The 14,266-nt window shown below is 71.9% G+C and carries 15 protein-coding genes; 3 read left to right on the forward strand and 12 right to left on the reverse strand.

The genetic code is table 11. The annotated features are described in order from the left end of the window. The 6 genes from AB0H87_RS20490 to pepN all read right to left on the reverse strand — a co-directional run. On the reverse strand, nucleotides 1-770 hold a 770-nt coding region (locus tag AB0H87_RS20490; RefSeq protein ID WP_360147628.1), incomplete at its 3' end, for an SLBB domain-containing protein. A 148-nt stretch (nucleotides 771-918) separates the two neighbouring features. Beyond that, on the reverse strand, nucleotides 919-1,761 hold the full coding sequence (locus AB0H87_RS20495) for a DegV family protein (RefSeq protein WP_360147631.1): 843 nt from the start codon (nucleotides 1,759-1,761) through the stop codon (nucleotides 919-921). Nucleotides 1,762-2,362: 601 nt separating this feature from the next. Continuing rightward, a complete protein-coding gene (locus AB0H87_RS20500) occupies nucleotides 2,363-2,986 on the reverse strand; it encodes a histidine phosphatase family protein (RefSeq protein ID WP_360147634.1) in 624 nt (207 codons plus the stop codon). After that, on the reverse strand, nucleotides 2,983-3,405 hold the full coding sequence (gene rsfS, locus AB0H87_RS20505) for a ribosome silencing factor (RefSeq protein ID WP_360147637.1): 423 nt from the start codon (nucleotides 3,403-3,405) through the stop codon (nucleotides 2,983-2,985). The genes AB0H87_RS20500 and rsfS overlap by 4 nt, the downstream gene beginning before the upstream one ends. A gap of 78 nt (nucleotides 3,406-3,483) precedes the next feature. Continuing rightward, nucleotides 3,484-4,092: a nicotinate-nucleotide adenylyltransferase gene (gene nadD, locus AB0H87_RS20510; RefSeq protein ID WP_360147640.1), complete on the reverse strand. Its 609-nt coding sequence runs from the start codon at nucleotides 4,090-4,092 to the stop codon at nucleotides 3,484-3,486. An 18-nt stretch (nucleotides 4,093-4,110) separates the two neighbouring features. Continuing rightward, nucleotides 4,111-6,588: an aminopeptidase N gene (pepN, locus tag AB0H87_RS20515; protein WP_360147643.1), complete on the reverse strand. Its 2,478-nt coding sequence runs from the start codon at nucleotides 6,586-6,588 to the stop codon at nucleotides 4,111-4,113. A gap of 102 nt (nucleotides 6,589-6,690) precedes the next feature. Here pepN and AB0H87_RS20520 point away from each other — a divergent pair, with 102 nt between their 5' ends. Further along, the gene (locus AB0H87_RS20520; RefSeq protein WP_360147646.1) at nucleotides 6,691-6,912 is read left to right on the forward strand and encodes a DUF397 domain-containing protein; all 222 of its coding nucleotides are present in this window, start codon (nucleotides 6,691-6,693) and stop codon (nucleotides 6,910-6,912) included. Nucleotides 6,913-6,917: 5 nt separating this feature from the next. Here the strand turns inward: AB0H87_RS20520 and AB0H87_RS20525 are convergent, their stop codons facing one another. After that, nucleotides 6,918-7,439 carry a hypothetical protein gene (locus tag AB0H87_RS20525; RefSeq protein WP_360147649.1) on the reverse strand — a complete coding sequence of 174 codons (522 nt, stop codon included), beginning with the start codon at nucleotides 7,437-7,439 and terminating at the stop codon, nucleotides 6,918-6,920. Nucleotides 7,440-7,723: 284 nt separating this feature from the next. Here AB0H87_RS20525 and AB0H87_RS20530 point away from each other — a divergent pair, with 284 nt between their 5' ends. Both AB0H87_RS20530 and AB0H87_RS20535 read left to right on the forward strand, forming a co-directional pair. Then, a complete protein-coding gene (locus tag AB0H87_RS20530) occupies nucleotides 7,724-8,641 on the forward strand; it encodes a tryptophan--tRNA ligase (protein ID WP_360147652.1) in 918 nt (305 codons plus the stop codon). Nucleotides 8,642-8,704: 63 nt separating this feature from the next. After that, on the forward strand, nucleotides 8,705-10,360 hold the full coding sequence (locus tag AB0H87_RS20535; RefSeq protein ID WP_360147655.1) for a DHA2 family efflux MFS transporter permease subunit: 1,656 nt from the start codon (nucleotides 8,705-8,707) through the stop codon (nucleotides 10,358-10,360). 9 nt (nucleotides 10,361-10,369) lie between these two features. On the opposite strand, the gene AB0H87_RS20540 is transcribed toward AB0H87_RS20535, so the two are convergent. From AB0H87_RS20540 to AB0H87_RS20560, 5 genes are all read right to left on the reverse strand, one after another. After that, nucleotides 10,370-10,831, reverse strand: coding sequence for a GNAT family N-acetyltransferase (locus tag AB0H87_RS20540; RefSeq protein WP_360147658.1), 462 nt, complete (start codon nucleotides 10,829-10,831; stop codon nucleotides 10,370-10,372). 179 nt (nucleotides 10,832-11,010) lie between these two features. Next, complete coding sequence (gene obgE / locus AB0H87_RS20545) at nucleotides 11,011-12,459, reverse strand: GTPase ObgE (protein ID WP_360147661.1); 1,449 nt, start codon at nucleotides 12,457-12,459, stop codon at nucleotides 11,011-11,013. A gap of 179 nt (nucleotides 12,460-12,638) precedes the next feature. Next, the gene (rpmA, locus tag AB0H87_RS20550; RefSeq protein ID WP_203701817.1) at nucleotides 12,639-12,896 is read right to left on the reverse strand and encodes a 50S ribosomal protein L27; all 258 of its coding nucleotides are present in this window, start codon (nucleotides 12,894-12,896) and stop codon (nucleotides 12,639-12,641) included. 10 nt (nucleotides 12,897-12,906) lie between these two features. Further along, nucleotides 12,907-13,221, reverse strand: coding sequence for a 50S ribosomal protein L21 (gene rplU, locus AB0H87_RS20555; RefSeq protein ID WP_360147664.1), 315 nt, complete (start codon nucleotides 13,219-13,221; stop codon nucleotides 12,907-12,909). A gap of 755 nt (nucleotides 13,222-13,976) precedes the next feature. After that, on the reverse strand, nucleotides 13,977-14,266 hold a 290-nt coding region (locus AB0H87_RS20560), incomplete at its 5' end, for a hypothetical protein (RefSeq protein ID WP_360147667.1).

The following is a 14,266-nucleotide window of genomic DNA, read 5'->3' on the forward strand; positions in this document are numbered from 1 at the left end:
GGGCATGCGGTCTCAGGTTGGCCCGCTACCGTGAGTTCAAGGATCCGTTGTGCCAGGACCGGGCCGACGCCGGGCAGGGAGTCGAGCTCGGCCAGAGTCGCGGTGTTGAGGTTGACCTTGCCGCCGGCGCCGGCCTCTGGGCCGCCCGGCGCCGCGGAGGCGGGCACGCCCGGTGGCGGAGTGATGCCCACCAACACCATTTCGCCGTCGGTGAGGCGGCGGGCAAGGTTGATGGATGCCAGATCTGTGTCGGGCAGAGCGCCGCCGGCGGCTTCGACCGCGTCGGCCACTCTGGCACCGGCCGGTAGGCGTACCAGACCTGGTTTCCTGACCTTGCCCGCGACCGACACCAGGATCTCGGCGGGGCCACTCGTCGCCGGGGCAGCGACCTCGGCCGCCGGGGAGACGGGCGCGACCGGCTCGACCTTCGGTCGGGCGCGGTAGGCGAAGAACGCCGCGGCCAGCACCACGACAGCGGCGACCGCCGCGAGGGCCTTGACGCCGCGCCGGCCGGGATCGAACGGGCCGGCGCCGCCGAGCAGGCGCCGCGGCTCGGTGGCGGGCTCCGGACCGAAGGTGTCGGCGGGGATGTCGGCGGCGGGTGGTGCGGGCTCGGCAGGCGGGAACGTGGTCGCGAACGTCGCCGGGTGGTCCATCCCCTCGAACGGTGACCGCAGCGGGCGGGTCAGCGCCGTATAGGGGTCGGTCGGGTTCGGCTCGGCAGTCAACCGCGCGAGCCGTTGGCGTACGAGGGTCTCGTCATCGGACACGTGGGCGACGCTAGGCCCGAGCGCTCACCCGACGTGTGCCATCAATCGGGGCCTGTGGATAACTCTCGCCTGTGGATAACCAAAACAATCTTGATTGGACCGGCCCACACTGTGTCCTCGAACGAGCGCACGAAAGGAGTGATGAACGCTATGGACGGCGATGTACGACGACGGAGGCCAGGCCCGGGCCGACGTGCGCGGCCACAGCGGCGCCGATCTCGGTCACGTAGCAGTCCCGCAGGCGCTCACCGAAGCGTTCCTTGAGTGTCGACGCGAGGTGCTCGGCGCGCTCGGCGCCGTCGAGGTGGTGCACGGCCACGTCGACGTCCGCGTCGGCGGCGGCGTCCACCGCGAGGTCGACCAGCCGCGCGAGGCCGCGGCTGGCGGTGCGGACTTTGTCGCGGACGACGATCGCTCCGTCGACGACGTTGAGGATCGGCTTCACCGACAGGGCCGTGCCCAGGAGGGCCGACGCCGCGTTGATCCGGCCACCGCGGCGGAGGAACTCCAGGGTGTCGACGTAGAAGAGGGTGGAGGTGCGGTCCGCGGCCTCGACTGCGGCGCGGCAGATGGCGTCGGCATCGCTTCCCTTCGCCGCGGCCGCGCTGGCGGCCAGGGCAGGGAAGCCGAGACCCATGCCCGTCGACTTCGCGTCGACGACCTTGACCGCCGGGCCGATCTCGGCGGCGGCCAGCCGAGCCGCCTCGACCGTGCCCGAAAGCTGGGCGGACAGATGCACGGAGACGACGCCGGAGGCGCCGTGGTCGAGCAACCGCTGGTACACGGCCGCGAACGCGGCCGGCGACGGACGGGAGGTGGTGACCGAGACACGGCGACCGCCGAGGGCGCGCGCCACCTCGGCCGGGGTGACGTCGACGCCTTCCGAGCCCTCGACGCCATTGATCACGACGGTCAGCGGCACCACCGTCAGCCCCTCCCGCGCGGATGGTGGCAGGTAGGCGGTGGAGTCGGTGACGACCGCTACGGACATGCCGGCACGGTAGCCGAGATCAGCCACCGCTGCGGACGATGCCAGAAAGAAGGTCGGTCATGAGCCGATAACGAATGCGACAAAGCTCAACCACCCAGGACGGCCCGGACCCCACGGCAAGCAAGCCAACGGCCACCCGCGACTGACCACGGCCGGGACGGACCGCGAAGGCTGACGTCAGCGATCGCGGAACTTGCGGCGCACGCCCAGGGCACGACTGTGCCCCGAGCTCCGCAGTCGTCGCGCAGGCGGCCAGGCCGGACTGCGGCACCGGGCGGGCGACCACGACCCAGGTCGTGGCCGCCGGAGCTGGCGGACCGGACCGCGGGCGACACGACCTGGTCGTGACGCAGGCAGCGGACCGGACCGCGCGCGCCACGACCGCGTCGTGACCGCAGGCACCAGACCGGGACCCGGGCGACACGACCACGTCGTGACCGCAGGCGGCAGACCGGACCGCGCGCGACACGACAGGTCGTCGCCGCGTGCGGCGGACCGGAACCCAGCGATACGACCACGTCGCGGCACGCGGCCGGCCAGACGCCAGACGGGATCGCGCGCAGGAGCCGCCGACCGGCGAAACCGCCGCCGCGGACAACCGTCAGCTGTGGCTGAGAACGCCGACGTTGTGGGCCATCAGCTGCCAGCCCGTGCCGCCAACGCGGCGGGAGCGGTCGCGTAGCTCCGTCCAGTGGCAGTTGTGGAGTGAGCCCAGCGTCCGCGTCGCCTCGTTCGGCCAGCCCAGCAGCGCGCCGCAACCCTGCCGGGCCGCGCCGCCGTGGGTGGTCACGACCACCGTGCCGCCGGGGGCCAGGGCCGCGGCGTCCTGCAGCGCGTCGAGCATGCGCTTGGCCAGGTCGTCCAGGCTTTCGATGCCGCAGCCGGGTGACGGGTCGCCGGCGCGCCAGCGGGCGTACTCCGTGGGGTGGCGGGTCTCGATGTCCGTCAGGAGCTCGCCCTGCCAGACGCCGAAGTGGCGTTCCCGCAGCCGCGGGTCCACCGTCACCGACAGGCCGGTCAGCGACGCCAGCGCCGACGCCGTGTCGTGGGCGCGGGACAGGTCGCTGCTGACGAGTACGTCCGGGTGCAGGGCGGCGAGCAGCGCGGCGGCCTCTGCCGCCTGGTCGCGGCCCCGGGCGTTCAGGGGCGCGTCCGTCTGGCCCTGGACACGGCCGCCTGCGTTGTAGTCGGTGTTGCCGTGCCGCCAGACCAGCAGCCTGGTCATTCGGCCGGGTTCGCCTCGCTGCCCGGGGCGGCGGCGGGGGCGGCCGGCACCAGGTCGCGGTCGACGAACGGGATGATCGGGCAGTCCTTCCACAGGCGGTCCAGCGCGTAGAACTCGCGCTCCTCCGTGTGCTGGACGTGCACCACCAGGTCGACGTAGTCGAGCAGCACCCAACGACCGGCCCGCTCCCCCTCGCGGCGGACGGGCTTGGCCTTCTCGGGCAGGTTGACCAGTCGCTCCTCGATCGCATCGACGATCGCGAGGACCTGCCGCTCGTTGGGCGCGGAGGCGATCAGGAAGGCATCAGTGATCACCAGTTGGTCGGCGACGTCGATGATGACGATGTCTTGCGCCTTCTTGTCGGCTGCGGCCTGCGCGGCGGCGAGCGCCAGCTCGCGCGTGCGGTCGGAAGCGGTCACCGTGCTCCTCTGGTCGACGGCATTACCCTCCAAGCCTCTCACATGCCGCAACACAACCGCTGACCAGCGGACGCGAGTTCACGGACGGTACAGGTGACGTTTCGCGATGTACTGGACGACGCCGTCGGGCACCAGGTACCAGACGGGTTTGCCGGCGGCGACGCGTGTGCGGCAGTCCGTCGAGGAGATCGCCATCGCCGGGACCTGGATCATCGAGACCGCGTCCGCCGGCAGGTGCTCGTCGCTCAGGTGGAAACCCGGGCGGGTGACCGCGACGAAATGCGCCAATTCGAACATCTGGTCGGTGTCCTTCCACGACAGGATCCGCGCCAGCGCGTCGGCACCCGTGATGAAGAACAGCTGCGTCTTGGGGCCGTACATGGCACGGATGTCGCGCAAGGTGTCAACGGTGTACGTGGGGCCGTCGCGGTCGATGTCGACCCGGCTCACGTGGAAGCGCGGGTTCGACGCGGTCGCGATCACCGTCATCAGGTAGCGGTCCTCCGCCGGGGAGACCTCGCGCGCGTCCTTCTGCCACGGCTGCCCGGTCGGGACGAAGACGACCTCGTCCAGCGCGTAGTTGTCGGCGACCTCGCTGGCCGCGACGAGGTGGCCGTGGTGGATCGGGTCGAACGTGCCGCCCATGATCCCGACCCGGCGCACACCGAGATCGTCGTCACCGCTCATCACCGGATCGTAAGCCTGTCACCTCGCCCGGGCAGCCAGTGCGAGACGAAGGTCATCATCGTTGTCGATCACAACGCGGCGGAGCACGGGCGGCAGGTCGTCGGTCGCGAGCATGGCCGCGGCCAGCGATCGGGTGTGCGGCGAGACGTGGTAGCGGGGAAACGCCAGGTCCGCGAGGCGCTCGGCGGCGAAGGGCGTGCGCCGCCGCGCCGCAGCCGGCATCTCCAGGAAGAACCGCTCGACGTACGGAGCGGTCAGCTCCGTCTGCTCCGGCTGGAACAGCCCCCGCCCCTTCGCCTCCAGCAGGCGGTTGGACAGCGAGTCGTCGTTGACGATCGCCTCCCAGGCCGCCGCCTTCGCCGCCGGGTCGGGCCGTGCCGCCTCGGCCCGGGCCGCCCACTCCGCACCCGCGGCGCTGCGGTCGGACGCCAGCTCGGCGGCGATCCGGTCGCTGTCGACCGCGCCCAGCACCGCCAGCCGGTGGATGACCCGCCAGCGCAGCTCCTCGTCGACCTCGATGCCGTCAGGCACGCCGACGCCGGAGAGCCAGCCGAGCAGCCGCGGCGCGTCGACGCTGGCGTCGACCAGGGCCCGCATCGCCGCCAGGCGGCGCGAAGCGCCCGCGTTCGGCGTGCCGACCAGCCCGTCGCACACCGACGCCACCTGCGCCAGGGCCGCCGACCGGGCCGCGGGCTCGAGGTAGCGGTCGATCAGGCCGCGGGTCTGCGCCAGCGCGTCGGCGACGACGATCACCTCGCTCTCCGCCGGCAGGGCGGCGACGAGCAGGTCGACCAGGTCGCCGACCGGGCGCTCCGCGTCGCGTACCGCGTCGATCATGGAAGTCCAGACCACGGCCCGGCTCAGCGGATCGCGCAGCGTCGGCAGGACGGTGGGCACCGCCGCCGCCGAGGTCTCGTCGAGGCGGACCTTGGCGAACGTCAGGTCGCCGTCGTTGAGCAGCAGCAGGTCGGCGGCCGGCTCGTCGCGCAGCGCGGGCACCTCGGTGCGGGCGCCGTCGACGTCGACCTCGACCCGGCGGCGCAGCACCGCCGCACCGTCGGCGGCGCGGTCGTAGAGCCCGAAAGCGACCCGGTGGGGCCGCAGCACCGCGCCTGACTGGAGCACGGCGACGCCGTCGTCCACGGAGACGCGCAGGGTGTTGACGCCGGCCTCGCGCAGCCACCGCGCCGCCCACACCGACAGGTCGCGCCCGCTGGCCGCGGACAGCGCGCCCAGCAGGTCGGCGAGCGTGGCGTTGCCGAACGCGTGCGTCTGGAAGTGCGCGCGGATGCCGGCCAGGAACGCCTCGTCGCCGACCCACGCCACGAGCTGGCGCAGGGCCGAGGCACCCTTCGCGTACGAGATGCCGTCGAAGTTGACCAACGCGTCGGCGGAGTCCGGCACGCTCGTCGGCGCCACGGGGTGGGTGGAGGGCCGCTGGTCCGTCTCGTACCCCCATGCCTTGCGCCGCATCCCGAACGTGGTCCACGCGTCGCGGAAGCGGGTCGCCTCCGCCGTCACGCGGGTGCCCATGAACTCGGCGAACGACTCGTTGAGCCACAGGTCGTCCCACCACCGCATCGTGACGAGGTCGCCGAACCACATGTGCGCCATCTCGTGGGCGATCGTGGTGGCGCGCAGCTCGCGCTCGGAGTCGGTGACCGCCGACCGGAAGACGTAGTCGTCGCGGATCACCACCAGGCCCGGGTTCTCCATCGCGCCCGCGTTGAACTCCGGCACGAACGCCTGGTCGTATTTGCCGAACGGGTAGCGGAAGCCGAACAGCTCGTGGAACTTGTCGAGGCACTGCCGGGTGATCTCGAAGATCTCGCTGGCGTCCTTGTCGAGGTGCTCCGCCACCGAAGCCTTGCAGTAGATCGCCATCGGGATGCCGTCGTGAGTGGACTCGACCACGTGGTAGGGACCGGCGATCACCGAGACGAAGTAGGTCGCCAGCGGCTTGGTGGCGGCGAACTCCCACCTCGTCGTCGTGCCCGCGGGCACCGAGGTCGCCACCGCGGCGTTGGCGGCGACCCGCCAGCCGGTCGGTGCGGTGACCCGCATCGTCACCGGCGCCTTCAGGTCGGGCTGGTCGAAGCAGGCGAAGATGCGCTGCGCCTCGTCGAGGAAGGACGTCGCGTGCAGGTAGACGCCGCCGTCGGCCGGGTCGACGAACCGGTGCAGCCCCTCGGACGTGTTGGAGTAGGCCATGTCGGCCTCGACGCTGAGCTCGTTGTCGGCGCGCAGGTCGGTGAGGGCCAAGCGGTTGCCGTCGAGCGCGGCCGGATCGAGCGCCGTGCCGTTGAGCGTGACCGCGTGCAGTCGGACGGGTTTGAGCTCGACGAAGGTGGCGGACCCAGGGTTGGTCGCGCTGAACCGGACAGTCGTGGTCGACCGGAAGAAGTCATCGGTCGTGACGTCGAGATCGATGGTGTACGACTCGACGGTGATCGCGGCAGCCCGATCGGCCGCCTCTAGTTGGGTCAGGCTGCGCATCCGCCTATCGTGCACGAACTCGTTCGGGCAGGGCGACCCGACTCCGATGCGGTATAGCCTGACTGTCCGCCCCCGCGGCCAGAGCATTCGAGGAGCAGCGCGATGGGACACCACCCCAAGGGAGACTTCGACCTGACGCGGGCCGAATGGCAGCGGGTCGGCGACGCACCGGCGGAGCTCGGCGCGGTCGAGGTCGCGTTCGTCGACGACCTGATCGGCCTGCGCAACTCCGCCGAGCCGCAGGGCCCGGTGCTGGTCTTCACCCAGGCCGAGTGGGACGCGTTCGTGGCCGGCGCCCGGGACGGCGAGTTCGACCTCGCCTGAGCCGGTCATGCCGCGGCCAGCAGATCGCGGATGAGCTGGATGTGCTGGATGCGTGGGACCAGCGCGCGCAGCTGCAGTGCCAGGTTGGTGGCGGCCAGGATCGGCTCGTCGTCGGGCAGGTCGTAGCCCATCCGCTCGCGCAGCCACGGTGACACCTGCGCCCAGCTGTAGTAGCTCGTGTCGCGGTCCGGCTCGAGCGGTGCCGGGAAGCCGCCCGGGCCGCGGCGGCCGACCGCCCACAGTCGCACGATCTCGCGCGAGCGGCCGATCCGCGCGGCGATCTCGGCCAGGGTGAGCCAGTCGCGGTCGGCCACGCGTACGACATGAAGCTCCGTCCTGGTCTCCACGTGGTCGATCGCGGTCGCGATGGCATCGGCGAGCGCGGAACCCGGACGGTCGAAGGCCAGCCGGTGCGTGCCGTCGATGCCGGTCGACAGCCGTGGCGGCGCGGACAACCCGCCCAGCCGGCGGCGTTCGATGAGACCGGGCGCCCGGTCGACGACCAGTAGGAAGTGTTGGACCCGCATCGCCGCCTCCCCCGCCGGGCGCCCCGCGCACCCGCTCGCGACATGAGTCTGGCCGCCGGCCGGCTCCCTGGGAGGGGCCAGCGGAGGGGGCCAGTGACGGCGCGCGCGACGTACACCCCGGCTGCTAATGTCGTGCGGATGCGGACGCTGAGCTTCCTCGGCTGGTGGTCGCCCTAAGGGCGGCCCCGCATCCGCGTGCCCACGTCAACGGCCGCCCGAGTCCGGGTGGTCGTTTTTCGTGTCCACCCGCCCCGCGCGGCTCCTCTCACTACACGGAGGCAGCCATGACCACCACCGTCCGCCGCCTCACCGGCCTGAAACCCAGCGGTGAGCTGCATCTGGGCAACCTGCTCGGCGCGATCCAGCCGATGGTCCGCGACCAGTACACGAGCGACTCGGTCCTCTTCCTCGCCGACCTGCACGCGCTGACCGTCGCGCACCGGTCGCGCAGCCTGCGCGAAACCACGTTGCGCCAGGCCACCGTGCTGCTCGCGGCCGGGCTCGACCCCGATCGGACGCTGTTCTACGTGCAGTCCCAGGTGCCCGATCACGCGGAGCTGCACTACCTCCTGCACCGCACGACGGTGTACGCCGAGGCGCCCGTCCTGCAGGCCGCCGGGATCCTGCTGCACGACGCGACGGAGGTGCCGGCCGGCGCCGACCAGCGGGAGCACGTCGCGCTGACCCGCGAGATCGCGACGCGGTTCAACCAGCGCTACGGAGCCACGTTCGTCGTGCCCGACGTGGTCACGCCGCCGGTCGGGGCACGGGTGAACGACCTGGCCAACCCCACGGTCAAGATGGGCAAGACGACGTCGTCGGCCTCGGGCGCGATCGGTCTGCTCGACCCGCCGTCGCTGGTCGTCCACAAGATAAACCGGGCGGTGACGGACTCCGAGACGACCATCGGGTACGACCCGGCGCTGCGGCCCGGCGTCAGCAACCTGCTGGAGATCCTGGCGGCGTGCGTCGGCGGGTCACCGGCCACGGTTGCCACCGGTCTGCGGGGATACGGAGAGCTCAGGCGCGCGACGGCCGAGGCGGTGCTGGGGCTGCTCCGGCCGGTGCAGGCGGCGTACGGGACGTTGGCCCGCGATCCCGGTTACGTGCGCCGGTTGCTGGCCGAGGGTGCTGAGCAGGCGCGGGCGCGTACCGCGGACACGGTCTTCCGGGCCAAGCGGGCGATCGGGGTCCTGACCTGACTCCACTTTGTCGGAGGCACGTGCTAGACCTAGCGACGCACTCACTCCTCGAGGGGGTCCATCATGGCCACACCGACCGGCGCGCCCGCGCAGGAGCGGCCCGCGGGCAACCCGTGGCTCGTCCTGACGACGCTCTGCCTGGGCTTTTTCATGATCCTGCTCGACACGACGATCGTGAACATCGCGATCCCGGACATGAGCACGAGCCTCGACGCGTCCCTGGACCAGATCCTATGGATCATCAACGCGTACGTGCTGGTCTACGCCGTCCTGCTGATCACCGCCGGCCGGCTGGGCGACCTGTTCGGCCCCAAGCGGCTGTTCGTGATCGGCCTGGTCGTGTTCACGGTGGCGTCCGCCGCATGCGGCCTGGCCAGCACGCCCGGCCAGCTGATCGTGTTCCGGGTTGTGCAGGGCATCGGTGGCGCGCTGCTCACGCCGCAGACGCTGGCCACGATCACGGTGATCTTCCCGCCCGACAAGCGCGGCGTCGCGTTCGGTGTGTGGGGCTCGGTGGCCGGGCTCGCCACGGTCGCGGGCCCGACGTTGGGCGGCTACCTGGTCACCGACTTCGGCTGGGAATGGATCTTCTTCGTCAACGTGCCGGTCGGCGTGCTGACCGTGATCCTGGCCCTGGTGGCGATGCCGGACCTACGGCTCAACCGCCGCCACCGGCTCGACTGGGCCGGCACGGCGCTCGCCACCGTCGGCCTGTTCCTGCTGGTCTACGGCCTGATCGAGGGCGAGTCCCACGACTGGGGCGCGGTCTGGGGCCCGATCACGATCGTCGAGGTGATCGGCGCGGGCGTGCTGGTGCTGACGGTCTTCCTGGTCCATCAGTACGTCACGCGCGGCGGTGAGCCGCTGGTGCCGTTCACCATCTTCAAGGACCGCAACTTCGCGGTGATGAGCTGGGTCAGCGCGGCGATCACGTTCGGCATGCTCGGCCTGTTCCTGCCCCTGATCATCTACCTGCAGTCGGTGCTGGGGCTGAGCGCGCTGCAGGCCGGTTTCGCGGTCGCGCCGCTGTCGCTGGTGTCGATGGTGATCGCGCCGTTCGCCGGGCGGGCGGCCGACCGCGCGGCCGGCAAGTGGGTGCTGACGTTCGGGCTGGCGCTGTGGTGCGCGGGCATGGCGACGGTGGTCGGCCTGGCCGAGGTCGGCACCGGGCAGTGGGGGCTGCTGCCGGGCCTGCTGATCGCGGGCGCCGGGCTCGGCTGCGTGTTCGCTCCACTGCAGACGATCGCGATGCGCGGCGTGCCGCCGCGGCAGGCGGGTGCCGCGTCCGGCCTGATCAACACCACCCGGCAGCTGGGCGGCGTGGTCGGCTCGGCCGCGGTGGGTGCGCTGCTGCAGGCCCAGCTCACCGCGAAGCTGACCGCGGCCGCCCGGTCCAACGCGGCCGACCTGCCGCCGGAGGTGCGGCAGCCGTTCGTCGACGCGGTGGCCGGCGCGACCGGCGGGAGCCTGCACGTCGGGTCCGGGCAGTCGGGTGCGGCGTTGCCGGCGGGGGTGCCGGAGCAGTACCGGCAGGCGCTGACCGACATCGCCACCCGGACGTTCCACGAGGGCTTCACCAACGCGATGAAGGCGACGCTGCTGCTGCCGCTGATCGTGCTGGCTGTGGCGGCGGTGAGCTGCCTGTTCGTGCGGTCGCGGCCGGCGGGGCCGACGCCGCCGGCCGACCAGCGACTAGCCGAGGCGCCGGCGGAGGTCTGAGGCGGTTCGTCAGGCCGGTGCCGGTGCCTTGAGCGCCTTCTCGAAGCAGCGGCTGAAGGGGTTGGTGACGTACTCGCCGTAGGTCGGGATCGGGCGGTAGCCGGCGTTGCGATAGAGGCCGAGGGCGGCGGGCAGGTAGCTGCCGGTCTCCAGCCGGGCAATCGCGAAGCCGTCGGCGGCCGCGCGCTCCTCGAGCACGGCGAGCATGGTCCGGCCGTAGCCGTCGCCGCGCCGTTCGGGGCGCACGTACATCCGCTTGATCTCGACCGCCTGCTCGTCGATCGCCTGCAGCGCACCGCAGGCGACGACCTCGTCGTCAACCACGACGACGAGATAACGGATGTCGTCGTGCAACGGGAAGGAGCCGTCGATCGCTTCGCTGTCCCGCTCCGCGGCGCGGAGTTCCGCCTGCTGGGCGGTGACCAGCGCGACCAGGTCAGGCTCGTCGCCCAGCCGTTGTTCGACCTTCACCGGCCGACCGTAGCGGGACGCCGTTTCGGCCCTGTTACGACTCGCGGCCGGCCCGCGGATCCGGACCGTGCGGCTCCGTCGCGACTCGTGGCCGACCGTGGCTTCGGGCCGTGCGGCTCCATCGCGGGCCGTCACGACTCGCGGCCGGCCGCCGCTTCGGGCCGTGCTTTCCGGGGCTCTTACGACTCGTCGTCGAAGTCGGTGCCGTACTCGGGCAGGTCCGGCGTCGGCTGGCGGCGGGCCTTGCGGGCCGCGAGCCGCTCGGAGGCCCGTGCCCGGGTCGGGCGCTCGGTGATCCGCGGGTCGGTGCCGCGCAGACCGGCGGTCGGGTCGACGCCCGCGCCGAGGGTCGGCTCCCAGTCGAACTCGCGGTCGCCGATCCGCACCAGGCTGCCCTGCACGGCGCCGGCCTTCGCGAGCTGGTCCTCGACGCCGAGGCGGTTGAGCCGGTCCGCGAGGAAGCCGACCGCCTCGTCGTTGTCGAAGTTGGTCTGGCGGACCCAGCGCTCGGGCTGCGCGCCACGCACCACGAACGCGCCGTCCGGCGCCTCCTCGACGGTGAAGCCGGCGTCGTCGACCGCGCGCGGGCGCAGGATGATCCGGGTCGGCTCGCCCTCGGGGGCACTGGCGCGCTTCTCGGCGACCAGCTCACCGATCGCGTAGGTCAGCTCGCGCAGGCCCTCGCGGGTGGCGGCGCTGACCTCGTACACGCGGTAGCCGCGCTCCTCGAGGTCCGGCCGCACGATCTCGGCGAGGTCCCGCCCGTCGGGCACGTCGATCTTGTTGATCGCGACGAGGCGGGGCCGGTCCTCGAGCCCGCCGTACGCGCTCAGCTCCGCCTCGATCGCGTCGATGTCCGAGACGGGGTCGCGGCCGGGCTCCAGCGTGGCCGCGTCGACCACGTGCACCAGCACGGCGGTGCGCTCGATGTGCCGGAGGAACTCGAGGCCGAGCCCCTTGCCGGAGGCCGCGCCCGGGATCAGCCCCGGCACGTCGGCGATCGTGAACGTGTGGTCGTCCGCCCGCACCACGCCGAGGTTCGGCACGAGCGTCGTGAACGGATAGTCGGCGATCTTCGGCTTGGCCGCGGACAACACCGAGATCAGCGACGACTTGCCGGCGGACGGGAACCCGACCAGCCCGACATCGGCGACGCTCTTGAGCTCGAGTACGACGTCGAGCCGCTCCCCCGGCTCGCCCAGCTCGGCGAACCCGGGGGCCTTGCGGCGCGAGTTGGCCAGCGAGGCGTTGCCGCGCCCGCCCCGCCCGCCGCGGGCGACCTCGACGGTCGTGCCGGCGCCGACCAGGTCGGCCAACACCTCGCCGTCGGGCGTCAGCACGACGGTGCCGTCGGGCACGCGCAGCACGAGGTCGTCGCCGGTGGCGCCGTCCCGGTTGGAGCCGGCCCCGCCGACGCCGTTCGGCGCCTTCACGTGCGGGCGGAAGTGGAAGTCGAGCAGCGTGTGCACCTGCGGGTCGACGGTGAACGAGACGCTGCCGCCGTGCCCACCGTTGCCGCCGTCGGGGCCGCCGAGCGGCTTGAACTTCTCCCGATGGATCGACACGCAGCCGTGCCCACCGTCGCCGGCCCGCAGATGCAGGACGACCCGGTCAACGAACGTAGCCACGTCTCCTCATTTCCCATCGAAATCATGTGCTCGGGTCCGCCATGGGCACGACCGTCGCTCCCGCCAGACACCAGGTCCGCGGTTATCAATTGTGCCGCGTCGCCAAGCAACGCGAAGCGGGCCGGGACACCTGGTCCACGGCCCGCTTCGGCTGATGCTGGTGTGGGGTTGCCCCCGCCTCAGTGCTCGCTCGGCACGATGCTGACGGTCTTGCGACCGCGCTTGGTGCCGAACTGGACCGCGCCCGCGGCCAGGGCGAACAGCGTGTCGTCGCCGCCGCGGCCGACCAGGTCGCCGGGGTGGAACTTGGTGCCGCGCTGACGGATCAGGATCTCGCCGGCGCTGACCACCTGGCCACCGAACCGCTTGACGCCCAGGCGCTGAGCCGCGGAGTCGCGACCGTTGCGCGAGCTGGACGCACCCTTTTTGTGAGCCATCGCCTACGCCCTACTTCCCGCTGGAAATGCCGGTGACCTTGACCTGGGTCAGCTTCTGGCGGTGACCCTGGCGCTTGTGGTAGCCGGTCTTGTTCTTGAACTTGTGGATCCGGATCTTGGGGCCCTTGGTGTGCGCGGCGATCTCGCCGGACACCGAGACCTTGGCAAGCTGCGCCGCGTCGGTCACCAGGTCGTCACCGTCAACGAGGAGCACCGCGGCGAGCTTTACCGCGTCGCCGGGCTCGCCGACGAGCTTCTCGACCTCGATCACGTCACCCTCGGCGACCTTGTACTGCTTGCCGCCGGTCTTGACGATCGCGTACATGGGACGCGGACTCCTGTCGTAGCGTGGCGGTGGCCGTTCGACGTTCCCCGCGGCGCCTGCGTGCAAGAAGCACGATCGGCGGGCACACGTGAACGCGGCGCACGGGAGTGCGCCACAGGCAAGCGTACGGCATACCCGTCCGGCTCCCCAAACTGGGGATCCTCGACCGGGGCCAGCCCACCTGGCCCAACCCTACCCCACCGGCCCCAACCGAACGTGACCCAACAGGACAAACCACCCACCGCCCGACCGGCGCCGTCACCGGCGTTTTGGACGGCCGAGCGTGGCGACCGAAAGGGCCCGGTCGGCCCTAACGGATGTCCCCACCTGCGTCGGCGACGCCCGCGAGCACTTCGGCGGTCTCGCAGCGCCGACCGGCACACCTGGACGCTGGCCTGCGGCCTCGGAGCCCGGTCGCCCGGTGGGCCGGGGCAGTTTCGTGGTCGCCGCAGCCGGGTCGACGACGATCGGGATCGACGCTGCGCACGGCACCCGGGCTTGGACCAGCCGCCGTTCAGTTGTGCGCCGGAACACGTCGCCAGTCAGACGAGGTCCGGCCACCACCCAAGAGCTGACGCGGTCCGGTCCTGAATCCTGGGTGACAACGGCCGTCCGCGTAGGCGGTTGGGATGAGCGCCGAAACCTCGCTCCACCCTGCCGTTTACCTCAAGGCGGCCCCCGGTGATCGACATCCTGGTTGGCGACGACCGCAACCTGACCCGCGGCGGGCCGGGGCTCACCCTGCAGCGCGACAGCTAGCCGATCAGGTACGCGGTTGGTGACCTCTGCGCCGCGAGGTCCGCGCGGGCGGAAGCCCGGAACATCACGAGGTCCGCGCGGGCAGAAGCCCGGAACACCACGACGTCCGCGCGGGCAGAAGCCCGGAACACCACGACGTCCGCGCGAGCAGAAGCCCGGAACACCACGACGTCCGCGCGAGCAGAAGCCCCGAACACCACGACGTCCGCGCGAGCAGAAGCCCCGAACACCACGACGTCCGCGCGAGCAGAAGCCCCGAACACCGCGACGTCCGCGCGAGCAGAAG

It is taken from the genome of Asanoa sp. NPDC050611 (genome assembly GCF_040654855.1).
Classification (GTDB): domain Bacteria; phylum Actinomycetota; class Actinomycetes; order Mycobacteriales; family Micromonosporaceae; genus Asanoa.